The sequence below is a fragment of the Colwellia sp. 1_MG-2023 genome (assembly GCF_030546755.1).
GTDB lineage: Bacteria > Pseudomonadota > Gammaproteobacteria > Enterobacterales > Alteromonadaceae > Thalassotalea_H.
In genome coordinates, this window is sequence record NZ_JAUOPE010000020.1 from 1 (window position 1) to 23841 (window position 23841).

Consider the following 23841-nt stretch of genomic DNA (forward strand, 5'->3'; position numbering starts at 1 on the left):
CCCGAGTGGCCAAAGGGATCAGACTGTAAATCTGACGGCTCCGCCTTCGGTGGTTCGAATCCACCTCCCTCCACCATCATTCTAAAGCCCGTAGTCATTGCTACGGGCTTTTTTATTGCTTTATTTCTTTATTGAATGTCTCAAGTGCTTCAAATTTATTACGGAGTTTTAAGAAACGTTTATAGGATTCGCTTTCGGGTGAAAGATGATCGAATTGTCTAATTAAGATTCTAGCCTGTTTAAAATTTTCTATTCTTTTTGAATCTTCTTCAAAAGATACTAGTAAAACTTGGAGTAAGTTTAATTTGACACCTAAATGATTGGGAAAGTGGTATAAAGCTTGATTGAGTTTATCGATTGATAAGATATAGTGGCCTGCTTTATAGAGACTAACGCCAATTTCAAGGGCATTTTGCGCAGCAGCTTTATCTTTTTCGCTGATGGGCCTATCGGATAAATCAACAACTTGTGAAAGTATTTCCATATTATCGGGATGTGCTTGTGATAATTTATCGAGTAAGCTTTCTGCCTTTCCTCTTCGCTTTAATGAGATCAAAGATTTGGCGATACTAAAGGTACCGTCGATAGTTATTTCATTTTTATATCTATCCAAGAGTTTTTCAGCATCTTTTAAGGCGTTGTATGATAATGATTTGTCGTTCGCGTTTTGGTGTAGCCTTGCGGTTAAAAATTGAGTAATAACTTTGAGTTCGTTAGCGGGAAAATCTCTGACCATATTACCAAGAACTTCGAAGGCTTTAATGTTGAGTTTTCTAATCTCATATTGAGTTAAATTATCTGAGTTTTCAATTAAAGCTTCGGCAAAACTGATCGCATTCTCGGGCTTTTTATGAATGGAATGATAAGCAAGATCATTAGTTTTAGATAGCGCATTAGTTGCTTTATGTAATTTCTTATTATTAATACATAGTTCTGCGTATTGTTTTAGTCGAGTGACAGAACGTGGTGAAACTAATAAAGCTTTTTCTAATGTTTCCTCTGCTTTATCAATATCATTAGTAAATTGGTAAGTTTTTGCAAGCCAATCATAAGCGGATAAGTAAAATGGATTATCATCAATGACCGCTTGAAAATAGCGTTCAGCACTATAATAATCATTTTCAATTAATGCTATCTTCCCAAGACCGATGGCAGCCCATTGACAATTTTGAGTCCCTAAATAAGCCGTATATATCTTCTTGGCTTTATCATATTCCTTCAATTCGAAATGTTGACGAGAGGTGATCCCTAGACATTCATGTTTATAAGCAGAATTATTATGAATTTGCTCTTTGCATAGCTCAATAACTCTTTGATGGTTATTAGCGTCCATGGCAGCATAAATATGTTGCATCACATGATTTTTTTCAAAACAACGAACCAAACGAATCGTTAAATCTTTATGAGTATAAGGCTTGGTAATATATTCATTAGGCTTATGTTCAAGAGCAGCTAAAACCATGGCTTGAGAAACTTCAGCGGTAATCATAATAATGATACAGCTACGCGAAAGATTTCCCTTTGCACGCAACTCTTCTAAAATTTGTTGACCATTTTTCTTATTATCACCAAGGTCATACCCCAAAAGAATCACATCGAACTTTGTTGATTCGCACAAAGCAAATAAATCAGGAGCATGACAACAGGTGTCGACACTTAAAACGCCCAAGCTATAGGCAAATATTTTTAAGTTATCACGAGATTGTTTAATGTTATCGACGATGAGAAAGCGTTTGCTTCCGTAATCAATGTTTTGCATGCATTCCCTTTACAATGAATTACAACATTGCTTTTAACGGAATTTTACTTTTTTGTCTAGTGTTACCGTGATCGGCAGTGTTTATTTTTAATACTAAAAAGAGTACCTGATGGGTGATATAAAATTATCAGCTTGGGATAAAACTTAAAATATTGAAAAGATTGATATATCAATAAACAAGTATAAGATTATAGAATAACCGTGCTTACAAACTATAAGAACATTCATTGCATGAAAAAGATCCTTATCATTGAAGATGATAATTTGGTTTCGTTTACCTTAAAAGCTCAATTAGAAACTAAAGGCTTTGAAATTTATCAGGTTTTTAATGGTTCTGTAGCGATAAGAAAAGTTATTAATGTCAATCCAGATGTCATCTTATTAGATATTGCCTTGCCAGATAAAAATGGTTATGACATTTGTAAAGAACTTAGACAATTCTACCAAGGTGGTATTATCTTTTTAACCGCCGCTGATTCGGTTGAAGCTGAAGTAACCTCTTTTGGGTTAGGCGCAGATGACTTTGTTAATAAAAGCGCTCCATTTGAAATTTTATATCAACGAATAAAGCGACTAGGTGTTCGCCCCAAAAAAGTAGATGTTAACCAACCACTTATCATAGAAGATATAGAGTTCAGGCCTAATTCTGCTGATTGTTTTTATCAAGGGAAAGCTTTAGGGTTAACGCAAGAAGAGTTTGAGTTATTTTATTTTATTGCTACCAAGCACGGGCAAGTTGTTTCACGCCAAATGATTTTACAAGTTTTAAAAGGCGCGGAGTACAATGGTGTTGATCGTTCTATTGATATTAAAATTGCCCGAATTCGCCGTAAATTAAAACAAAGTGGCTTACCTAGCGAAATAATTCAATCAATTCGTTCTAAGGGATACCAATTGATATATCCCGCGCAATAAATTGCAGTTAAATACACTATACTGTATTCTTCACCGCCGCAGAAAATCAACCGATCTAAACATCTAAGAGAACCAATATGAGTTTTTCCTCATTAGCCTTATCAAGTAAAATATTATCTGCCATTGAAAAAAAAGGTTATACAAAGCCATCGCCCATTCAAGCACAAGCAATTCCAGCTGTCCTTTCTGGTAAAGATGTTATGGCGGCAGCTCAAACAGGCACTGGGAAAACAGCAGGTTTTACTTTACCTATTTTGCAGCGTTTGATTAAAGGTCAAAAGGCAAAGGCAAATCATGCACGTGTCTTAGTACTTACACCTACTAGAGAGCTAGCTGCACAAGTAGGTGAGAGTGTCGCTACGTATGGCGAAGAGTTACCCTTAACTTCTGCGGTAGTCTTTGGAGGGGTTAAAATTAACCCGCAAATGATGCGATTAAGGCAAGGAGCCGATGTTCTAGTGGCAACACCTGGACGTTTATTAGATTTGTATAATCATAATGCGATCAAATTTTCTCAAATTGAAGTGTTTGTTCTCGATGAAGCGGACAGAATGCTTGATATGGGCTTTATCCGTGATATTAAAAAAATAATAGCGCTGCTGCCAAAGCAACGTCAAAATTTATTGTTTTCCGCAACATTTTCGCCTGATATTCGAGCCTTAGCAAAAGGGCTAGTAAATAATCCGGTTGAAATTTCAGTCAGTCCTGAAAATACTACGGCAAAAACAGTACAACAAATTGTTATTCCTACGGATAAAAAGAAAAAAGCCAAATTGGTCAGTTATTTAATTAAAGAAAATGATTGGCAACAAGTGCTTATTTTTACACGAACTAAGCATGGCGCAAATAAACTGACTCGTGATCTTGAGTCACAAGGCATTAATGCGGCGGCTATTCACGGCAATAAAAGCCAAGGCGCACGTACCAAAGCGTTAGCAAATTTTAAATCAGGCGAAGTGAGAGTCTTAGTCGCGACAGATATTGCGGCTCGTGGCTTAGATATAGATCAATTACCACAAGTGGTTAACTTTGAACTACCTAATGTTCCTGAAGATTATGTACATCGAATTGGCCGTACTGGTCGAGCAGGAGCACAAGGTCATGCTATTTCATTAGTGTGTGCTGACGAGCATAAAGAGTTACAAGACATTGAATATGTTATTCAACAACATATTACCCGCAAAGTTGAACCTGGTTTTGAGGCCGTAAATGAACTGCCACCATCTCGGGCCATTCGACCGCTGAAAGCAAAAAAACCTAAGAAAATAAAACAGCAAAAATCTGAGCATAAAGACGGTCAACGTTCAGCTGAAAATGCTAAAGGTCATAAAACACCAAGTAAAAATAACAAGCATATTGATAAAAATAAGCTCGAAAATAGCAGCGCTAAGTCACGTCGGAAAAAACCATTATCTGCAAATAAGTCAATCAATAAACCAGCAAATAACCCAGCTAAAAAGCAGGTTAAAAAGGCGGTGGACCCTTACAGCGCAAGTCGTTAAAAATTGCTAAGTATGTTATTTATTTTTTGCCAACCATTTGTCTAAATTATTAGCAAATGCTTGGCGATCGCTTTGACTAATGGGTGGAACTCCACCGGTTTCTATACCGCTTGAGCGCAGCGTATCCATAAAATCGCGCATATTGAGTCGTTGTTTAATGTTACTGGCGGAATAAAGCTCACCTCTTGGGTTTAACGCAATACAGCCTTTTTCAATAACTTCAGCCGCTAACGGAATATCAGCGGTAATCACTAAATCCCCTTTATCAGCTCGTTTAACTATTTCGTCATCAGCAACATCAAAGCCAGTACTCACTTGAACAAAACTAATAACTTTCGACGGCGGTGTTTTTAAATAGTGATTCGCGAGCAAGGTGGTTGGCGTGTTAGTTCGCTCAGCGGCACGAAAAATAATTTCTTTAATCACTACCGGACATGCATCAGCGTCTACCCAAATCTTCATAATAACCTTTATTAATTAACGTCAAATGTAATGCGTGGTTTTGCATTTTTTGCAGAATCAATTTGTGGCGTACAAAGTAATAATCTTGAACTGGCCACTTTATATTTATCAACAATATGATGCTTAAAATTTTCAACGCGCAATAACGAAAGTTGATGTAGTTGTTCGATAAATTTGTGATCTTTGACTTTTTCGCCTGTTTTTAAACCAACATCGGCAGGAGTTGAAATCGCGCATAAAGTCACTTGTGTATCGGGTTTATCTTTTAATAACAAAGCAAATTGTTTAATAAACACTTGTTGATCTTCGGTAATATCTGAATGGGTTGCCACATAAGGTAAGTCATTCAAACGAACTTTTAGTAGCATTTTTCCAGCGGTCATCGCGACACTAACAACATTGGCATAAGGCACAAAAGTGGTCATTAGATAATCTTTTGCGGCCATCATTGTTGCTTGCTTGACTAATAACGTCATCAAACCTGAAAGGCCAAATGAAGGGTCATTAGTATTGCCAGAAATTGGAAGCGATAAGTCTACATTACCTTTGCTGTCTTTTAGCATGCCTAATGCGACCGATAATGGAATAGCTGTTTGATCTTTAAGCGAGTCAGCTTCGTGATCATCTGCCGCGGTAAAATCAAAACCACGTAATAATATTTTAGATTTTCCCGAAATTTTATCGCCGGTTAATGTTGTGTCTATATTAAAATCGAGTTGTCCGGTTTTTATTTCAAAACTTAACGCATTTTTAATATAAGACGATATAGCGGGTAAACTCACCTCTTTTATTCCACCTTTAACGGCATAAAGTGGCTGCTCAACAAAAGGTTGCATAACACCGTCAAAGTCAAAATGAGCATAACGATTGTTTTTTCCTCGCAATTTTAAGGTGCTTTTAAGCTCAGGATTGCGAGAGTTTAATTGATTAAACTGTAGTTCTTCTATGGTAAATATTTGCTGAAAGATAGGCTTAACGCTGTGATCTTTAAAGTTAATAATGGCGTTATTAGTCAAATGAAAGTCATTTAAACTAAACTGAAAGGCTGCTTTCTCAGTCTTCTCTATAGATTCTGGCTCTTGTGTCGCATCGTTATTCGTTGCCGATTGTTCAACGGGTTGGATACTTTGAATAGGTAATAAGCTTGTTAATTTTTTATCTGCGTTTATCTGGGCGTCTATTTTTAAATCGGCCAATGTAATGATATTGATATCCGCGGCTTGTTCAGAAACGACTAAATTATCAATCAATAATTGACTAAATTGCGTCAAAGCAGGCAGGTCGCTTTGATTATCTTGAGAAACAATCGCCTGCTCGATCATAATGCTGTTAAGCGTGATGATGGGCTTTGCTTCAATGGTGTTGGTATCAATGCTATTAACAGCGACTTTTGCGATTGAAGCCACTAGTAATTGGGGGTTTTCAGCATTGGCAATGTCAAGATTAGTCATATCAAACTGACCATTAGCGGACACTGTAGGTGGTTGATTATTGGTTAACAGCACATCAATGTTTGAAAACTGCGTGGTTGATTCTTCAATAGAGAGTTGTACGTTGTCTTTAACCGCAGCAAGTTTAGTTAGGGTTAGCTTGGTATCGCTAAGTTTAAGCTGTTGATTGATATCATTAATGAATAACTTTTGTTGACTATTAACCGAAACTAAGCCTGTTAAATCACGAATGTTTTCAGGAAGCCAAGGCTGAATGATGGCTAAATCGAATTGTGAAATATCAAGATGACTGTCAATTTCACCTTGACCATTAATTAATTGAGCATCAGCAGTAAGTTTGACGTTTGATTCAGCTAAACTTATATCAAGGGCTAAATTAGCCGATTGCGCTTGTTGGTCTGCTACTAAACTTTCAACGGTAATAGCATTGATTTCAAAGGCTAAATCTTCGTTGTTATACGAAACATCTATTTTACTATCTTTGATGGTTAAAAGCGGCATCACTAACTGATAGGCTGTTGCAGGTTTAGTTTCTGTTGGCGATTTATCCGAATCTTGTTCAGTAGCCGGTTTATCAATAGCTTGCGGTAATGTCACACCTGCTACAGTGATCTTGTCGCCGTTGATGATCACACCACCATGAATACCCTCTGCGATTACCGATTTAATATGCAATTTGTCGAATATCAATTGCAATAAATTCATTTCTACGGTCAATTTTTCTATTGAAAAGACAGGTTTGTTGGCTTTCTCTAGTGTAAAATCGTCAATTTTTATTTGCGAAATAAAAGGGTTATAACGAACCGTACTACTTTCATTTAATGTTATGTCGAATTGGCTGATATTTTTTTCGATGAAATGGTTGCTGACCATAGGTGAAACGAGCCAAATAAGCAGGTAAAGAAAGAAGAAAAAAGCCGCTAACACTTTTAGCGTAATGGTGGTGAATCGTTTCATTAATAAGTCCGAATTGTTGCACGTGCACAGTATTGGTGCTTAAAGAATTGTGATTATCTGTCGATATTTGCTAGTTTACTCTAAATGTTATTGATTTATCTAGCCGATATCACCATGCACATTTAATAAAATTTTTGGAATAGTTTGTGCTGTACAGAACTACTCGCACTATTTGACAAGATAAACTAAAAGAGAAAACAACATGAATAAACCACAACGTGATGTCACTTTACGATTTTTAGCCGAACCTCAAGATGTAAATTTTGGCGGAAAAGTCCACGGTGGCGCGGTGATGAAATGGATTGATTTAGCCGCTTATGCTTGTGCGGCAGGGTGGAGCGGTAGATATTGCGTCACGGCTTACGCAGGTGGTATTCGTTTTGTTTCGCCTATTCATGTGGGCAGCTTAGTGGAAGTAGAAGCGAAGGTTATATTAACGGGAAGCTCTTCGATGCACATTGCTTTAGAAGTAAATGCCTGTGATCCTAAATCATTAAATCGAAGAAAAACAACGCATTGTATAGTTATTATGGTTGCTGTTGATGAGCACGGACAAAAAATTGCCATTCCCGAATGGATCCCAGAAAGCGAGGCAGACATTAAACAACACGAGTCAGCAAAAAAATTAATGGAAATGCGTAAACAAATCGGCGAAGAGATGCAAATTTTTGTAGAATAGGGCTGAGTTTTTAGCCTTTTTAGGAAAGTCCGATGGCATCAGCGATAGATAATCAACAAATTGAAAGTATTTTAAAATATGACGACGAACAACGTGCGAAATATTTTGTAAAAGAAACTGTCGCTAATCAGCAAATATGGATTTTAAAAGACGAGCATGGTTGTGTCATGCTCACCACAGAAGACGAAGACTGTATTCCTGTCTGGCCGAATGAAGCCTTTGCTTCGGCTTGGATAACTGAAGAATGGCAAGACTGTCAAACAGAAGCCATTTCGTTAAATAAATGGTTTAGTCGTTGGTCTCATGGCCTAGCCGATGACGAGTTAGCTATTGTAGTTTTTCCTAATCAAGATGAACAAGGTTTGGTGTTTTATCCTGAAGAGCTTGAAGATGCACTAAAAGATCAGCAGAAAAAACAAACTCAGCAAGGGGCAAAATAAGTACATGAATTTTTCAGACTTTGCCTTAGATAAAGCGCTTACTGATGCGGTTAGATCATTAGGATACACGTCACCTACGCCAATTCAGCAACAAGCTATTCCTGCTATTTTAGCGAAAAAAGATATCATGGCGGGCGCGCAAACCGGAACAGGTAAAACCGCTGCTTTTGCTTTGCCTATCTTACAATTACTCAGTGAAAATGTACCCGATCATCGTCCTGTTCGCGCCTTAGTGTTAACGCCAACCCGTGAACTTGCGCAACAAGTGTATAAAAACTTTGTTGGCTATGCCGAGAACACCTCATTAAATATTGCCGTTGCTTATGGTGGTGTGAGTATTAATCCGCAAATTGATGCGCTTAATAAAGGCGCAGACGTATTAGTGGCTACTCCTGGGCGTTTGCTTGACCATCTCATTAAAGGGTCATTAGCGCTCACTGAGCTTGAATGCATTGTCTTTGATGAAGCCGACCGTATGCTTGATTTAGGCTTTAAAGATGAAATTGACCGAATATTAAATCGCTTACCAATAACCAGACAAACGCTATTATTTTCAGCCACGTTTGATGATGCTATTTATAAACTTAGCAAACATTTATTGAACGATCCTGTTCGCATCGAAATAGGCGAACGAAATCAAGCGGCGGCTAAAGTAGAGCAAGTTGTTTATACAGTTGACCTTGACCGAAAACGCGAATTGACTTCTTTTTTGATTGGCTCAAAAAATTGGCAACAAGTACTTATATTCACTCGTACCAAACAAGGCGCTGACGATCTTGCTAAAGAAATGTGTAAAGACGGCATTAAAACACAGTCAATTCATGGTGATAAATCGCAAGGCGCTAGAGAACGTGCATTAGCTGAATTTAAAGCCGGTAAAACACGTGCATTAGTGGCAACAGATGTTGCTGCCCGTGGAATTGATATAGACGACTTACATGTAGTGATAAATTTTGAATTACCTTATGTGGCTGAAGATTATATTCATCGCATTGGTAGAACCGGACGTGCAGGAAAAGCCGGACTAGCGGTTTCGTTAATGGCACCGAGCGAAGAGTGGCTATTAACCGCGGTAGAAGAAGTGCTTGATGGGCGCTTATTGCAACAATGGTTTCCTGGCTATGAACCCGACTTAACGAAAACCGAAGCGGTGATGAAAAAACTCAGCAAAGGTAAAGAAAAACAACGCGCCAGAAAGAAAGCCTTTGGCGATAAAGGCGCGGATAAAAAAGGTCAGAAAAAGCGTAACTTTCAGCGAAGGTAAGTTGGTTTTAGTCTTCTATAGACGTTAACCTAACCAGCATATCTCTCTGGTTAGGCTGAATGTTTTTTGACGGTATCAGCTTTTTCAATCTTGTTTAAATCTAAAAGTAAGCCAGCATTTTAAAAACTTTACTATCCGGTAAATTATTTTGAAATCATTCCAAAACATTCGCCACCAAACCTTTTAAATTTTCCGCCGTAGTGTTTATTACACGATTGTAAACATAACTGTGCTGTTTTAAATGTACCTAAACCAGAAGAAAAGCCATTAAGTGTTACCCCATTTTTTTCGCCAACTTTTATGCATAAATCTTCAAGACTTGCAGTTGAGCACACTTTTTTATCTCCTTCCCCAGAACAGACTTGTTCGGGTGAAGGATTATAAGCATGTATACAACCTCCTTTTCCTGCCATACCTGTTTTGGGTGCTTTACACACTAAATATGTTTCAGCATAAGCAATAGAAATACTCAGTGGTAATAAAAATGTAACCATTAATAATTTAATTGTATGTTTAATCATTTTACTTTCCTTGGTTTGCGTGTTTCATAGAGATTTTTATAAATTACTTTGTGTAGCCTTAAGTTATTATTTTTGCCCTTACGCCTTATTACTAAAACATATTTAATTTAACCAATAACTCTGTTTGTGAATTAACGTCTGCCTTCTTAAAAATTGATTGTAAATGGGTTCTGAGCGTGTTGTAAGTTACATTGAATACTGCTGTTAAGTCGTTTAATTTCTGTTTAGCGTAAATGGCCTTAAGAAGCTGCATTTCTTTAGGCGTTAGTTCAAATTCTTTTTTCACATGATCCCAATTTACTTGATGTTGATAGTTTATAGTGACTAAACAACAGGGTATATCAATGTTAATAAACGTGTTTTTATTTAATAAAGGTGACACAGTAATTAATATCGAGTCACCTTCTTGTTGCTCAATAACTAATGTTTCTTGCACACCAATATCTTTATAAGCCAAGTTCGCACATTGCTCGATAAAATATTTAAGCCTTTGCTGGTAAGCAGGCATTGAAATGTTAATTTGATTGTTTTTTAAAGTGATCAACGAAGGTAGAACTAACTCTTTTTCGGCATAATCATTGTTAATTACTACCGTGCCATTTTCATCGCACACTAAAATAGCTTTGTCTTGTTGGTCTAAAATACTTTTTGAAATACTTGCGTAGTTTTTATATAACCGTAATTCCTTAAATATATGCATTGCTCGGCTAAAGTGAGGGGTCATTAATTCAAACAAATTTTTCTCTTGTATTGAATATGCTTGATCTTTCTCGCCCCTGTTAATTGCTAAAACAGATTCGTACTCTCCATCTCGGCATAATATTCCACCCAATACATGATAAGCTTTCATAGGCTTGAATACTTTTTCATAGTATTCACCTTCCTTATGGTCTTCTATGTTTACGTACTCATTACAGTAATGTGATTCGCCTTCGGTTAGTAGGCGGGTTGTCTGATGGCAAGGATCATCTAATGGGTGGCTTTGGTAATAAAGTAATGCATCAGGGGGAATGTCAAAGTCAGTGACTAGTTCAAGAATTAATGGTGTATCTGTTTTGAGTGGTTGTAAAAAGAAAAACGCTTTATTGGATTGGGTATAATCCATTATTTTATTTAAAGTAGCTTTCCATTCACCCGTTAATGAACCTTCATAAATATCACCAATTAAAGTAGAAAGTTCACTGTTTGAAATCGCTAATTCCATATCTAAGCACTCTTAAGTTTACTTATAATGCACTGATTATAAAATAAACACTTAGAAATGGAAATCATACATATGTATGAGACAGTTTTTTTAACAAATCTTAGTGAGCAAAATAAGATTGTTTTACAAGGTACTGAATAATATTACTTTTAAGTTGTTGGAACGATAATTGCCAATAAGTTAAAAATTAATAATTTACGATTAAAGATAGTAGGAATTAAAAAGGAAAATTAAATGAATTTTGAATTTTTTACGTTAAAGTTTTTAGCGCTTATATTGTTGGTTAGCAGTAATGCAAACGCAGGACTTATCACTCATAACGGATATACGCTAGATGAAGAAACGAATATTGTCACCAAAGGTAATCTCGAGTGGCTTCAATGGGACGCCACCAAAGGAAAATCAATAACAGAAGCATTAGGTGAGTATGAACAAACTGGTTGGGAACTTGCGACTAACGGGGATATAAGTAACTTATACCGCGATTTCGGATGGAACGCGACAAGCGATGATGGTTCGGGGGCCATTACCGATTCGCCATATACTGTCGATGACACGACGTTTTTTGATTCTTTCTTAGAGCTATTTGGCACTACCGTCTTCAACGACACCGCGGGCTACGGCTCTGGTGTTAATGCACTGCAAGGCGTGTTTGTATATTACGGAAGCGACTCAGACAACGATGAAAAATTTAAACTTGCCAGCGTTCATTCAGATTACGATGTGAATGCTAGCAGGTACGGCAATCGCGCAGTTATCTACGGAGATCATGCCAGCTCAAGTGATAAATACGAATCGTACGGCATTGCTCTCATACGTCGCGTCGAAGTGCCAGAGCCATCTACGCTAGCTATTTTTGCATTAGGCATGATGGGTTTAGTTTTACGTCAATTTAAGAAACAATCTTAATAATTTCTTAAATCTTTTAAATTTGAAAACATCAACTGTAATGGTTGGTGTTTTGTTGTTTCTGATGGTTGGTAACTTTTTTACTGTCAATATATTCGACACATACATATGTATTAGAAGCCACTTTCATTACTAAGTCACCTGTCATTGATGCTTAATTTTTTTAAGTGAGGAGTAAAAAGTTTTTCTGTCAACTACCGTTAAATGAACTTCTTTTTGATAGCACTCCGACATTAATGCTCTTTGCTGAGTATTATAATAAATGCGAGTTCTTTTTTCATTGACACCCTTTTATATTAAAGATTGCGTTACATTCACTATTTGAACTCAAGTAGAAAAACCGTCATTTAATAAATTAAGTGCAACTTAGTTATGTAAGAGCCTTATTATGTGACGCAAATAAAAACGCCAGAGTTGTCGCTCTGGCGTTTTTTATTAGATGACTTTCGCGGTGTTTATTTTAGTGTTAATAAGTACGCGATGATATTTTTGTATTCTTCAAGGAAGTTTTTAGGGTCAAGCTCTTTTGAGTTGATGACGTATTTACCGTTTACCACAAACGTAGGAACGCTTTTAACGTAGCGACCTTGAGATAACTTGTCTTGAACTTTTTTATTGCGTTTTGCTTGGCTAACTAATGAAAAGCTTTTCATGCCTTTATCAAATTTAGCGCCATCGCCACCTGCAGCAATAAATATTTTACGTACATCGTCTTCGCTGGTGACTACTTCACGTTTGGTTTGAATGTAGTTAAATACTTCGGCATTAAACTGTTTAGCGATGCCCATTTTTTCTGCAACGACTAGACCTTTACTCAACATAAATTGAATATCTGGTGAAGATGCGCCCATAAAATCAACATGGGTTTTGTTCAATTTTGTGCCGGTAGGTAAGCTTTTTTCAATGTCTCCTAAATACGCTTCAAAACCACGACAAGCAGGGCAGTAATATGAAAAGTATTCGCGCACTTCTGGCTTGTTAGTCGCTTGTCCTGGGATCACTTGATAATGTTTACCTTCTTCATATTTAGCGGCATTCGCTAAAAAAGGGATTAAGGCAATGGCAAAAAAGGCAATGAAAAGTTTTTTCATAAAATAATTACTCTTTGTTGTTGTTTGGTATTAATGTGGTATTCGTTCTGTTTGCACTCGAAATTCATACGAGCTTAAAAGTTGGCTTGATGATATCACCTTAAATAAATAAGTAACATTATCAAGCGCGTTTATTATTATCACAATAGACCTTAATACTACCTGAACAGTTCGATTGAATTTGTAAAAAAATATTAAAGTGCGATTTTGCTTGTGTTCAAATGGTTGAATTCTGCTACATTATTATTGATTCAATAATAAGGAAATAACATGAAAAGCCATGAAATAGATTACGAAATAATTGGTCAATCAATGCAAATGGTTGAGGTAGAACTTGATCAAGGCGAAACCGTGATTGCTGAAGCGGGCGCAATGAACTATATGGAAGATGGCATTGATTTTGAAGCGAAGATGGGCGATGGCTCCAAGGTAGACCAAGGCTTTGTTGGCAAACTATTTTCAGTAGGAAAACGTATGCTCACAGGTGAGTCTGTCTTTATGACACACTTTACTAGTCAAGTAGCAGGCAAAAGAAAAGTGGCTTTTGCTGCGCCATTTCCGGGTTCAATTATTGCCATTAATTTAGCTGAAATGGGCGGTAGTATCACTTGCCAAAAAGACTCATTTTTATGTGCGGCGTTAGGCACCCAAGTGGATATTGCGTTTAATCGACGTTTGGGCAGTGGCTTTTTTGGTGGAGAAGGTTTTATTTTGCAGCATTTATCTGGCGATGGTATGGCTTTTGTTCATGCTGGCGGTACGGTTATTGAAAAGAAACTTAATGGTGAAACATTACGTTTAGATACGGGATGTTTGGTCGCCTTTAGTGACGGGATTGAATACAGTATAGAAATGACCAAAGGCCTAAAAAGTATGTTCTTTGGTGGCGAAGGATTTTTTATGGCGACGTTAAGTGGTCATGGGAGTGTCTGGATCCAAAGTTTACCGTTTTCTCGTTTGGCTGATCGCATTATTCAACATGCTCCGCAAATTGGCGGCAGTAATCAGGGCGAATAATCACGATTTTATTTTGAGTATCAGACCAATTACGGATGTTTATTGGTCTGATAATAATAGTGAGTTAGCTAGTGGCTTAGAAAACTAGCATAGAGATGAATGCGAGCGTTTAAACCCGCAGTTTTTGTTAATCACCAAATTGATAACGTATACCGGCATTCACGGTAAAGCCATCGTTTCTTGACCAAATATTGGTTGTCCATCGGCCACTACGTGCTTGTTCAGGTAACACTAATGGGTCTTCTTTGGTTTGCCTAACGTTTAGTAAGTTTTCCGCGTTAACGAACAAGCTAATTTTTCCGAAGGTAATTTGGCCTAATAAACCTAAGTGCCAATACGGATCACTGCGATCACGATAAGGGTTATTTTCTAAATGTTGCGTGCCGGTGTAATAGGCTTCAAACCCGACTAAATGGCTGCCATGTTCTTCCCACATCACTACTAAACCTGCAGAATGTTCAGGCGTAAGTGCTAATGGTATTTGACTAATTTGTGCGTCAGTATCTTTTTTCGCATCTGTGTATAAGTAACTGCCGGTAAATTTAATATCGTTCCAACGGTAACGTAATAACAATTCAGCACCTCGAATGTTGCTTTCGCCGGTGGCATTAATAATCTGTACTTGTTTATCCGCAAACTCATTAGCATTTTTAATCATGGCGAGCTCTGTGACATTCTCGATATCTGAGGTAAATAGGGTCATGCTTGTTTCTAGATCGCCTATCATACGACTAACATCAATTGAGGCGGTAGAGGCACGCTCTTCATCAAGGTTTTCTAATGGCGCAAGACGAGATAAGCCCACTTCATCGATGTCTTCAATAAACGGACTAGGCGAGAAAAAACCTTTTCCGTAGGCTCCTCGAATAGTCCAATCTTCTGGGCTATATAAAAGTGAAATACGTGGACTAACTTGTGTACCGTATTCACTATGCCAATCGGCTCTAGCACTAAACGACATAGACACGTCATCACTGGCATCGTAATCGATTTGAGAAAATATGCCCGGTACTTGGTAATCGTAATTAAATTCAGAAAAGGTTTTTGAATTAAATTGCTCTGACTGCAGTGCAGCCCCAATTAACCATGCTGTTTTGTCTGAATAACCTGAAACACTTGATTCTATTAAATAGCTTTTATGACTGTCGTCTTCAAACACTTCGCCGAATTGATGTTGATGATCTTGCTTCATGACTGAACCACGAATATTAATATTGGTAGCATCGCCAAGCGGTTGATCATAAATAAAACCAAAATCGGTTCTGCGACTCTCTTGATTTAAAGGAAAAAGGCTCCCATCAGGCAGAGAGGCATTGCTAGCGGTGCCGCCATCTCTTTGTTCTTTCATTGCGCCAAGCGTCACATAAAGGTTTGCACCATTGTCATTTTGCCAATAAAAACGAGGACGAACACTGCCACGTTTGTAACCTGCCATATCAAGCCAGCCATCGTCATCTAAGTCTTGTTCAGATTGACGATGTACACCTGCGGTTACTGAGGCGCTAACATCATCGGTTAATGGTGAGGAAAAATAAGCTGTAACGTCTTGGCCATTTTTAGAAGTGGCATTCACCAACACTTCTCCTTCATATTCATCCGAAGGAGTACGTGAAATCAAATTAATAACGCCACCTAATGCCGAGCCACCATACAATGACGAGGCAGAGCCTTTAATGATTTCAACGTTGGCAAGATCCGTTGGTGGAATTTGTAAAAGGCCGATTGAAGCTGTTTGTCCGCCATATAACGGTAAACCGTCACTTAATAATTGGGTATAACGACCATACAACCCTTGTAATCGAATGTTAGCACTCCCTAAAGCGGGTGAAGTTGTTTGCACTCTCACACCGCCGGTTTCGGCTACTAACATAGAGATATTACCAGGACGCATCAGTGCTTTTTCTTGTATTTCTTCGCCGTTGATAATTTCTGTACGGGTTGCAGATTCAGTAACAATACGGCCTAAACGAGAAGCAGTTACTTGAATTTTCTCGATTTTATTCTCGCTATGTTCATGATGCGATTCTTCGTGGTGATGGTGTTCGCTTTCATTCTCATTGGCTTGAGCGAACGCCGATATTAATAGTAGTGCAAAGGTTGCTTTTAAAAACTGTGTAAACATTTTTACCTCGGTAATGCGAGTATGTCATTCAGCGAATTTCACTGAATATTGGAAAATTTGAGCTGTGCCATGTCGTGCTAAATTTGGCTGAGCGGGCGTTAAAAAGGAGTTATGAAATGAAAATAGGGGGGCGATACAGCAGTGCTGATATCGACTGTTTTTGTTCGGTTGTTTGCCAATATAATGCTTCATTGATGATGATAATATTTGTGGTCGCTAAATTTATTTGCAAATAGGAATAATGAGAACAGGCATTGCCAAAACAGGCGCAATCAATATCGCAACATTCAACGTCGCAGCAATCTATCGCGCGTTCGCTATCAGTGTGTTGTGCTTTATTTGGTTTGACTAAATTTGGGGCTACTTGGTTATGGCCTAGGAAGTTGTCAGTGTTGGGAGTGAACACTTCATCGATATGCGTTTCAGATGATCCATCACAGGTGATATTGATTGAATAGGCGATTGATTGTCCTAAAAAGGCAATAAGCATTGTACTTAGCAAGCATACTTTTAATAGCCCTTTAAACATAACAACCTCGATTAATAGTAAGGTGTATATTCTAAGAGCTTCTACTACAAAAGTGAATGACCATTAAAGATTTAATGTGCTTTTTTGCACAGCATAAAAAGACTGAAGGCAATTAAACGTAAAGTTTAATTATCAATTAATTCAATGGTCTCGAAAACATCAGCGGTGATATAGCCTAAGTTTTTATCGCCATTCACTGCTGTAATGGGTGTAGAGCCAATGAAGTGCTCGCGTTCCTTACTGCCATCGTTATCACAATAAGCGAGCATAAAACCAAGCTTTTTACCATTATGTAACTTGACTGGTTTGCCGATAAATTCAGGTTGTTGTGCTTTATTTTTCGTATAGGTAAAACTATCGTCATACACATCTACCGCCAACTCCCATGTTATTACATGAGGTGCGGTTGAGCTTCTTTGCCATTTATTATTAATATGGTTATTAAGTGCTAAAAAATCCGGCGAACCATCTGAATTTTTATAACCAATATCAATGGCTTGGTTATCTAATGCCACGTGATAAGCAAAAGCATTAAAGTTAAATTGATGATTGCCACCTGAAGCATCTTCATCAATAAAGATTTCTATACAGTCATCGTCCCAATAAAAATGTAATGGATTAGCGTGTTGGTCAAAAAGAATATCATCGGTGATCTCTACCAAAAGGTAGAGCTTTTCTTTATCCCAAACCATTTTAAAGCGTCCTGAAAAGTCAGCTTCACTTGGTTGGCTGCCAACAATCAATTCTGATAATTCATGCCATTCACCTTTTTGCCATGCAGGGTCTTGCGATTGTCCGTCAATCACTGGGGCGGTATGAGCTTTTGGCACTTTCATCGCTAAAGCGTGTGGCGAAGTGAATAAATAAACCAGTGATATTAAGATGAGTATTGATTTCATGCGGAATTTCTCTGTGGTGTCTGGTGTTGTAAAGCAATAAAGTCTTTAGCTTGGGTGATAATATTATCGATTGTTTGGTTAATATCGATGAGCGTTACATTTTCGTGATTATTTTCAGCAGGTAACTCAAGTGCTTCAAACTGACTGTCTAATAAAGTTGTTGAAAAAAAATGTTCCGTTCGAAGCGATAATCGTTGCGCTATAACCGTTGAATCGCCGTGCAAAAAAATACCACTTAATGCGGTTTCTAACAGTTGGAAACGTTGTCTTTGCGATTTTTTTAAGCCTGAGTAAGCAAGCACAAAACGACCGTTACTATGATGTTCATCAGCAAGAAATAGCAGTATTCGTGTGATCCATGCCTGGCGAATGTTATCGTCGATGGCTTGCCCATCTGCCATCATTTTTTTCGCTTGTTCGCTATGAAAGTCATCTGCATCGAGGTAAGTAAAATCCAGTTGTTCAGCTAAAGCTTTAGCCATAGTAGATTTTCCTGTACCACTAACACCCATCACTAAAATTAATTGTGCCGGCATATTAATTCTCGCTATTCCCTAAAGTTACATCGATATGATACGTGTGTCCTTTGACGATATTGGTCACAATATTGTTTTCAGATGGCTGACCATCAATCAATATTTGCGTACCATTAGTTTGATCACTTCTTGTGTAATTTACGATAAAAGTAGCGCCTAAATAATTACGTTTTACCATTAACGTTGGCCAATGAGCCGGCAGCTTTGGTGTGATGATAAGTGATCCTGCTTGACCTTTTAATCCACAAAGCTCTTCAATAATACAACGATAATACCAAGCAACCGTACCAGTATTGAATAATTGACTTGATTTACCCGCCACTTCAGGCATTTGATAATAAGCCCCACGATAATAGTTAGGTACAAAAGTAGGTAATTGCTGGCGCTCAGTAGAGTCGTCTTGGTTAGGTAGCATTTTCAACAAAACATCAAAGGCTTTATCATGTTGGTTATTTTGATAAAGACTATAAGCGTAGAAAGCAGCTGCATGATTATAAACTGATCCATTTTCGGAGACGCCGGGAAATTTTTGCGTAAGTCGGCCAACATTTTCGTTCATTTTGGTATAACTTGGCGCGAGCATCATAATACCAAAAGGTGTTGCTAAGTTGTCGTCAATTGCTGTAAGCATCGCTTGCTGTTGTTCTTGATCTGCCGCACCACTTAGCATTGCCCAGGTTTGAGGGTTTAAATAAATTTTACCTTCTTTATCACTTGCTACGCCAAACGCTATGCCATCGTCATTAATACCTCTGGCATACCATTTACCATCCCAAAAATTCTCGTTCATGGCCGAATTTAACGCTTCGATCGCCGTTAAATATTCAGGTAGTTTGGCTTGATTGATTTGGTGTTGTTGACAAATATTACACCAAACTTTTAACGAATAAGCGGTTGCGACGGTTAGCCAAGCAGAAACGCCTTTACCTTTGTAACCCACCATATTCATAGGGTCACACCAATCTCCTTGCTCTATGTAACTTAATCCTTGTTCATTGCGGGCATTGAGTAAATGATCTAGAGTTAGGTTGATATGTTCAACTAAAGATAAACATTGATCAGAATCAGCAAAGGGAAGAGCAGTTGTTAAAATATCTACGTCGTTAGTTTCATTTAAATAGCAATTTAAACAAAGAGTTAGCCAGATCCCATGATCACTATGCGGCACTAAATTAATGTATTTTAATTCTGCCTGTTCATGCAGTAATATGCCGTCGGGCATTGCTCCTGAAATTGTTTGTTGAGATAACGCGGTCAATAAGGCTTGCTTCGTTTTATCAGGCGCAATGAATGCCATGCCCATAGCATCTTGCAAGTAGTTTCTTGTTTGAGGGTCAGTTGATAGTCGATTCACATCACCATGATAAAAAACTTGTCTTGGTAGCCAATGATTTATAAATTCGTTGAAGGCTTTATCGGGCGAATTTATTTGAATATTGCCATTACCTTGCGCTAAATAATCTTGGTAATCGAGACGAGCTTTGTCGAAACTGTGTGGTTGACTTAAGTACTTATCTTTAATTTTTTCGATTTCTGTCTCATCTTTGGCAGGACCGAATAAAAATTGATGTTGTACCTGTTCTTGGCACTTTAATTGGTGGTTAAATTGCATTGTAGCCACAGGCGTTTGATAAAGCGCTTCTCGCTGCGGCAGTTGATTTAATTGTAAGGCATCAGGATTATGTAAACCGCCTTCTCCTTCAAAAGTCGGCTGATTAGCACACCAACTAGTGGGTTGATGTTTTGATAAGAGATAAGTTTTATCTTTTAAGTGTTGATTTTTAAAGTAGTCTTCTACTTTCTGATAGGGCGTTATACTACTAGCGACTATGCCATTTAGGCTCGTATCAAATTTAGCAGATTGATTCATCCATGACATATAACCAACGGAAAAATAAGGATAAATAGCGATATTTCTCGTTTTGTTACTGTGGCTGATTACGCTAAGTTCCCACATTTCCACTACATCATTTTTTGGCAAGGAAAGCGTTAGTTGAATTTCTAACTCTAAATGATTAATTCGCCAAATCAGACTGTCTTTACCGACTGAAAAGTTAAACGAATCCAGCTTAGCTCTAACGGGTTCGTAAGGGATAGAAAAAAACTCACCGCTATCTAAACATTTAATGTAAAAAAACCGACCGCTATGATGAGCAAAATAGCTTTGCTCAGGTTGCATAAATGTTTTTGCTTCCATGTTTAATGCGTGAGAATACTTGCTGGGTTCAGGTTGCATAAACTGGGCAACAGCATAACCGCGACAATTGATGTGAATCATCATGTTCTTATTCCATAAAAAGCCACTGGCTTTTGACATGTTGATAGGATCGCGGATATCAACACGTTGGTTGATGAAATCATGTTGAAACATTTTTACTCTTACTCACTTACATTGGTCATAGATTTACGTTGTACTAAATCTTGTTGAATATCGATTACTGCGCTATCAGACAAGGCATAAAACCTGACAACAAACACAGAAAGGGCGGCAAACCCAGCCGGAATTAAAGTCATTAATAAAACAATGCCTGCTTGAGAGTCATGACTTTGTACTTGGTTAGCGATATAGCCCATTGATGCCAACAACCAACCAATCATGGCTCCTGCTATTGCTCCCCCTAATTTTTGAGCGAATGCTGCGGCAGAAAAAACCATGGCGGTAGCACGTCTGCCATGTTTCCACTCTGAAAAATCGGCCGTGTCGGCATACATAGAAAAGACTAGTGGCGATTTAGGGCCTAAAGTAAAGCCGATGGCGATTTGTAGTAGATACATCAGCATAATTTGTTCTTTTGGCACAAAATAAAAAGCTATAGATAGCACAGTGACAACAGACATCAATATCATTAAGAGCCGGCGTTTATCGATAAACTTAGTCATGATCGGAGTTGAAGCCGCTCCTACCGCTAAGGCAATCATATAAGCAAAAGAAAAACTACCGATGAGATCTTCGCGTTCAACAAAGTATTTAAAATAAAAAGTCCCTGTACTACCACGAAGTGTAATAGTCATCATGATGATGAGGGCAAGACTAAATAAAATTAACCAAGGCTTATTTTGAGTTAAATCTTTAATGTCTTGTAAAATAGGGGTTTTTTGTTCTTTTGGTGGGGCGATACGCTCTTTAGTACTTAAAAAAGTGATTGAAAATAAGATGGCTGCTACACCACCATATAGTCCCATGGTTAGCTGCCAGCCAAACGCTTCATTCCCTTGACCAAAATATTCTACTAATTTTGGTGTTAAGTACGCCACTAAACTACCGCCAGAAAAAGCACCAATAAAGCGAAAACTAGTTAAGGTGGTTCTGTCTTGGCTATTACCAGTTACTACACCTAATAATGCACCATATGGGACATTAATAAAGGTATATGCCAACATCATAAAAATATAAGTCGCATATGCCCACATCAGTTTACCGCTGTCATTAAGATCAGGAACGGTAAAGGTTAGAACGCCTGCTGCGGCAATAGGGATAATCCCCCACAATAAATAGGGGCGGAATTTACCAAATTTAGTTTGAGTACGATCAGCCAATGCACCCATTAAAGGATCAGAAAAAGCGTCAATAAGTCGCGTTACTAACATCATGGTACCAACGGCAGCTGGGTGTAAGCCAAAGACGTCGGTATAAAAGATAAAGAGAAATACATCGAAAACACGCCAGTAAAAATTAGAGGCCACATCTCCGCATGCATAACCGACTTTTTCCTTTAGAGTTAAATTTTCCATTGCAACAGACCTTATTCGTTTTTTGTTAGTTTTTAGCCTTATTATTAAACTATCTCAAAATGAAAGCGCTTACAAATGTTTATTGATAAATGAAGTGATTTTCTATTTAGTAAAGGTTGAGGCATAAATTATAGGTTTTTTGTACATTTAATTTATTGTTGTATAACAATTACTTAATGTTTCTCTGTTAATAAAAAGTAAAATAATGATTGACGATAATATGAACATAATCTAACTTAATGTAAGCGCTTACAGAGTGTGTCGGATTTTTTTTCCCTTACACACGGTAAAAATTTTCAATTACTTTGTAAGCGCTTACAAAAATAAATTATAAAAATAGCGATAATTTTGCGTAAAAAAGTATCGAGGGAGAAGATAATGAAAACATTTAAAAAATCTCAAATAGCTACCAGTTTATCGGTGGTTTTAGGCATGGGAGCATTGAGCTTAATTCAAGCTCCAGTTGCCTACGCAGCAGAAAATGCTGAAAAAGAAATTGAAGTGATTGAAGTTACGGGTATCCGTGGTTCAACAAAAGCAAGCATCAATGGTAAACGTTTTGCTAACTCTCAAGTAGACGGTATAGCTGCTGAAGATATTGGTAAATTACCAGATGTAACTATTACTGATTCACTACAACGTATTTCTGGTGTACAGATCGAACGTGTTGCTGGTGAAGGTGGACCTGTACAAATTCGTGGCCTACCTCAAGTAGATACAACCATGAATGGTGAAACATTCTTATCAGCAACAACAATTGATACTGCTGCTGCCGATTTAGGTGACTTACCTGCGCAATTATTTGGTGGTGTTGATGTATATAAATCAGCAACAGCGGGTAATGTAGCACAAGGTATTGCTGGTTCTATTGATCTTAAAACGCGCCGTCCATTTGATATGGATGAAGGTTGGACATTTGCTGGTGGTGTAGAAGCTACTCGTGGTTCAATTACAGAAGAAACAGACCCAACGTTACATGGCTTAGCGTCATACAATAACGGTAAAATTGGTGTATTAATTTCTGCGGTTACTCAAGAAGCAACTTTAGCAACTGACTACAACGGCCATAACGATACGTCTGAAAATGGTGGTATCGGCTGGACTCAAAATAACCATGCGTGGGGTGAACCAAGTGAAGGTGGCGATGTGTATACTATCGTTCCTCATGGTTTTACTGCATTTAATAAAACAGAAGAGCGTGAGCGTGATGCACTGCAACTTTCTGTTCAAGCTGACTTAGGCGATGGTTTTGTTTTAACTGCTGACTATTTTTATACAGCACAAGATCGCTTTAATAATCGTTCAGGCTTTAACCATAATAACCGCTGGCAAACGTTTAACGAATACGCGTATGCAACTAATTACACGGGTGATTCGTTTACAGATGCTACTGGCGAAGTTTGGAAAGGTGCTGATGCATACAAAATGAACCCATACCGTATGCAAACATTCACTCAAGTTAACGTAAATGAAGAAAAATCACAAAACTTCAACTTACAGTTAGACTTCGATAATGGTGGTAACTTAACTGGTACTGTTCGTGCAACTCATGCGCGTGCCACAGCTAAAATGCGTCATGCATACGGTGAAGGTGATTTACTTAGTATTGATGAAGGCTCAAGAGTTTTAGGCCCAGGTGGCTTTAACCCAGCACAATATTGTACAAATGGCGAAGAAATCATCGGCTCTGAAGGTGGTTGTAACGCACAATACTCTACAGGTATTCAAGACCCTAATTTCCAATTAACTTATGACGCTCGTGGTGAGCATCCTGCATTTGGTGGTTTCGATCAACAAGTCATGGGTGGCAAGGGCATGATGTCAGTAGCTGACTACATGGCCGATCTTGATT

Annotated in this window: 20 protein-coding genes; 8 read left to right on the forward strand and 12 right to left on the reverse strand. The window is 37.9% G+C overall.

The window, feature by feature from the left end; translation table 11 throughout:
* Window positions 1–112: 112 nt before the first annotated feature.
* Complete coding sequence (locus Q4493_RS17335) at window positions 113–1759, reverse strand: response regulator (protein ID WP_303455409.1); 1647 nt, start codon at window positions 1757–1759, stop codon at window positions 113–115.
* Between the two features lie 231 nt (window positions 1760–1990).
* On the opposite strand from Q4493_RS17335, the gene Q4493_RS17340 reads away from it, so the two are divergent.
* Both Q4493_RS17340 and Q4493_RS17345 read left to right on the forward strand, forming a co-directional pair.
* Window positions 1991–2674: a response regulator transcription factor gene (locus tag Q4493_RS17340; protein WP_303455411.1), complete on the forward strand. Its 684-nt coding sequence runs from the start codon at window positions 1991–1993 to the stop codon at window positions 2672–2674.
* A 77-nt stretch (window positions 2675–2751) separates the two neighbouring features.
* Complete coding sequence (locus Q4493_RS17345; protein WP_303455413.1) at window positions 2752–4176, forward strand: DEAD/DEAH box helicase; 1425 nt, start codon at window positions 2752–2754, stop codon at window positions 4174–4176.
* Between the two features lie 15 nt (window positions 4177–4191).
* Here the strand turns inward: Q4493_RS17345 and Q4493_RS17350 are convergent, their stop codons facing one another.
* Both Q4493_RS17350 and Q4493_RS17355 read right to left on the reverse strand, forming a co-directional pair.
* The gene (locus Q4493_RS17350) at window positions 4192–4638 is read right to left on the reverse strand and encodes a YaiI/YqxD family protein (RefSeq protein WP_303455415.1); all 447 of its coding nucleotides are present in this window, start codon (window positions 4636–4638) and stop codon (window positions 4192–4194) included.
* Between the two features lie 11 nt (window positions 4639–4649).
* Complete coding sequence (locus tag Q4493_RS17355) at window positions 4650–7046, reverse strand: DUF748 domain-containing protein (protein ID WP_303455417.1); 2397 nt, start codon at window positions 7044–7046, stop codon at window positions 4650–4652.
* Between the two features lie 202 nt (window positions 7047–7248).
* Between Q4493_RS17355 and Q4493_RS17360 the strand changes: the two genes are divergently transcribed.
* The 3 genes from Q4493_RS17360 to Q4493_RS17370 are packed head-to-tail and all read left to right on the forward strand — an operon-like array spanning window position 7249 to window position 9429.
* Complete coding sequence (locus Q4493_RS17360; protein ID WP_303455419.1) at window positions 7249–7725, forward strand: acyl-CoA thioesterase; 477 nt, start codon at window positions 7249–7251, stop codon at window positions 7723–7725.
* Window positions 7726–7757: 32 nt separating this feature from the next.
* Entirely contained in the window at window positions 7758–8165 is a 408-nt protein-coding gene (locus tag Q4493_RS17365) for a DUF2750 domain-containing protein (RefSeq protein ID WP_303455421.1), read from the forward strand.
* A 4-nt stretch (window positions 8166–8169) separates the two neighbouring features.
* A complete protein-coding gene (locus Q4493_RS17370) occupies window positions 8170–9429 on the forward strand; it encodes a DEAD/DEAH box helicase (protein ID WP_303455423.1) in 1260 nt (419 codons plus the stop codon).
* Between the two features lie 143 nt (window positions 9430–9572).
* Here Q4493_RS17370 and Q4493_RS17375 read toward each other — a convergent pair whose 3' ends face one another.
* Together Q4493_RS17375 and Q4493_RS17380 are read right to left on the reverse strand one after the other, a co-directional pair.
* Window positions 9573–9950, reverse strand: a complete 378-nt coding sequence (locus Q4493_RS17375; protein ID WP_303455425.1) for a hypothetical protein — start codon at window positions 9948–9950, stop codon at window positions 9573–9575.
* Window positions 9951–10041: 91 nt separating this feature from the next.
* Complete coding sequence (locus tag Q4493_RS17380) at window positions 10042–11154, reverse strand: LuxR C-terminal-related transcriptional regulator (protein ID WP_303455427.1); 1113 nt, start codon at window positions 11152–11154, stop codon at window positions 10042–10044.
* 234 nt (window positions 11155–11388) lie between these two features.
* On the opposite strand from Q4493_RS17380, the gene Q4493_RS17385 reads away from it, so the two are divergent.
* Complete coding sequence (locus tag Q4493_RS17385) at window positions 11389–12063, forward strand: PEP-CTERM sorting domain-containing protein (protein ID WP_303455429.1); 675 nt, start codon at window positions 11389–11391, stop codon at window positions 12061–12063.
* A gap of 455 nt (window positions 12064–12518) precedes the next feature.
* Here the strand turns inward: Q4493_RS17385 and Q4493_RS17390 are convergent, their stop codons facing one another.
* On the reverse strand, window positions 12519–13154 hold the full coding sequence (locus Q4493_RS17390; protein ID WP_303455431.1) for a thiol:disulfide interchange protein DsbA/DsbL: 636 nt from the start codon (window positions 13152–13154) through the stop codon (window positions 12519–12521).
* A 270-nt stretch (window positions 13155–13424) separates the two neighbouring features.
* Here Q4493_RS17390 and Q4493_RS17395 point away from each other — a divergent pair, with 270 nt between their 5' ends.
* The gene (locus Q4493_RS17395) at window positions 13425–14171 is read left to right on the forward strand and encodes a TIGR00266 family protein (protein WP_303455434.1); all 747 of its coding nucleotides are present in this window, start codon (window positions 13425–13427) and stop codon (window positions 14169–14171) included.
* Window positions 14172–14298: 127 nt separating this feature from the next.
* On the opposite strand, the gene Q4493_RS17400 is transcribed toward Q4493_RS17395, so the two are convergent.
* The 6 genes from Q4493_RS17400 to Q4493_RS17425 form a co-directional block, all read right to left on the reverse strand.
* Complete coding sequence (locus tag Q4493_RS17400; RefSeq protein ID WP_303455436.1) at window positions 14299–16293, reverse strand: TonB-dependent siderophore receptor; 1995 nt, start codon at window positions 16291–16293, stop codon at window positions 14299–14301.
* A 109-nt stretch (window positions 16294–16402) separates the two neighbouring features.
* Window positions 16403–16783, reverse strand: coding sequence for a hypothetical protein (locus Q4493_RS17405; protein ID WP_303455438.1), 381 nt, complete (start codon window positions 16781–16783; stop codon window positions 16403–16405).
* A 164-nt stretch (window positions 16784–16947) separates the two neighbouring features.
* Complete coding sequence (locus tag Q4493_RS17410; protein ID WP_303455440.1) at window positions 16948–17721, reverse strand: sugar-binding protein; 774 nt, start codon at window positions 17719–17721, stop codon at window positions 16948–16950.
* Complete coding sequence (locus tag Q4493_RS17415; protein WP_303455442.1) at window positions 17718–18257, reverse strand: gluconokinase; 540 nt, start codon at window positions 18255–18257, stop codon at window positions 17718–17720. The genes Q4493_RS17410 and Q4493_RS17415 overlap by 4 nt, the downstream gene beginning before the upstream one ends.
* Before the next feature lies 1 nt (window position 18258).
* Window positions 18259–20628 carry an amylo-alpha-1,6-glucosidase gene (locus Q4493_RS17420; protein ID WP_303455445.1) on the reverse strand — a complete coding sequence of 790 codons (2370 nt, stop codon included), beginning with the start codon at window positions 20626–20628 and terminating at the stop codon, window positions 18259–18261.
* An 8-nt stretch (window positions 20629–20636) separates the two neighbouring features.
* On the reverse strand, window positions 20637–21989 hold the full coding sequence (locus Q4493_RS17425; RefSeq protein ID WP_303455447.1) for an MFS transporter: 1353 nt from the start codon (window positions 21987–21989) through the stop codon (window positions 20637–20639).
* A 378-nt stretch (window positions 21990–22367) separates the two neighbouring features.
* On the opposite strand from Q4493_RS17425, the gene Q4493_RS17430 reads away from it, so the two are divergent.
* Window positions 22368–23841 (forward strand): TonB-dependent receptor plug domain-containing protein (locus Q4493_RS17430; RefSeq protein ID WP_303455449.1); only part of this gene is annotated, 1474 nt, incomplete at its 3' end.

What these genes read in the sequence shown, in the direction of transcription:
- Q4493_RS17335 (WP_303455409.1), bottom strand. Translation starts at nt 1,759, where the DNA reads ATGCAAAACATTGATTACGGAAGCAAACGCTTTCTCATCGTCGATAAC.
- Q4493_RS17340 (WP_303455411.1), top strand. Translation starts at nt 1,991, where the DNA reads ATGAAAAAGATCCTTATCATTGAAGATGATAATTTGGTTTCGTTTACC.
- Q4493_RS17345 (WP_303455413.1), top strand. Translation starts at nt 2,752, where the DNA reads ATGAGTTTTTCCTCATTAGCCTTATCAAGTAAAATATTATCTGCCATT.
- Q4493_RS17350 (WP_303455415.1), bottom strand. Translation starts at nt 4,638, where the DNA reads ATGAAGATTTGGGTAGACGCTGATGCATGTCCGGTAGTGATTAAAGAA.
- Q4493_RS17355 (WP_303455417.1), bottom strand. Translation starts at nt 7,046, where the DNA reads ATGAAACGATTCACCACCATTACGCTAAAAGTGTTAGCGGCTTTTTTC.
- Q4493_RS17360 (WP_303455419.1), top strand. Translation starts at nt 7,249, where the DNA reads ATGAATAAACCACAACGTGATGTCACTTTACGATTTTTAGCCGAACCT.
- Q4493_RS17365 (WP_303455421.1), top strand. Translation starts at nt 7,758, where the DNA reads ATGGCATCAGCGATAGATAATCAACAAATTGAAAGTATTTTAAAATAT.
- Q4493_RS17370 (WP_303455423.1), top strand. Translation starts at nt 8,170, where the DNA reads ATGAATTTTTCAGACTTTGCCTTAGATAAAGCGCTTACTGATGCGGTT.
- Q4493_RS17375 (WP_303455425.1), bottom strand. Translation starts at nt 9,950, where the DNA reads ATGATTAAACATACAATTAAATTATTAATGGTTACATTTTTATTACCA.
- Q4493_RS17380 (WP_303455427.1), bottom strand. Translation starts at nt 11,154, where the DNA reads ATGGAATTAGCGATTTCAAACAGTGAACTTTCTACTTTAATTGGTGAT.
- Q4493_RS17385 (WP_303455429.1), top strand. Translation starts at nt 11,389, where the DNA reads ATGAATTTTGAATTTTTTACGTTAAAGTTTTTAGCGCTTATATTGTTG.
- Q4493_RS17390 (WP_303455431.1), bottom strand. Translation starts at nt 13,154, where the DNA reads ATGAAAAAACTTTTCATTGCCTTTTTTGCCATTGCCTTAATCCCTTTT.
- Q4493_RS17395 (WP_303455434.1), top strand. Translation starts at nt 13,425, where the DNA reads ATGAAAAGCCATGAAATAGATTACGAAATAATTGGTCAATCAATGCAA.
- Q4493_RS17400 (WP_303455436.1), bottom strand. Translation starts at nt 16,293, where the DNA reads ATGTTTACACAGTTTTTAAAAGCAACCTTTGCACTACTATTAATATCG.
- Q4493_RS17405 (WP_303455438.1), bottom strand. Translation starts at nt 16,783, where the DNA reads ATGCTTATTGCCTTTTTAGGACAATCAATCGCCTATTCAATCAATATC.
- Q4493_RS17410 (WP_303455440.1), bottom strand. Translation starts at nt 17,721, where the DNA reads ATGAAATCAATACTCATCTTAATATCACTGGTTTATTTATTCACTTCG.
- Q4493_RS17415 (WP_303455442.1), bottom strand. Translation starts at nt 18,257, where the DNA reads ATGCCGGCACAATTAATTTTAGTGATGGGTGTTAGTGGTACAGGAAAA.
- Q4493_RS17420 (WP_303455445.1), bottom strand. Translation starts at nt 20,628, where the DNA reads ATGTTTCAACATGATTTCATCAACCAACGTGTTGATATCCGCGATCCT.
- Q4493_RS17425 (WP_303455447.1), bottom strand. Translation starts at nt 21,989, where the DNA reads ATGGAAAATTTAACTCTAAAGGAAAAAGTCGGTTATGCATGCGGAGAT.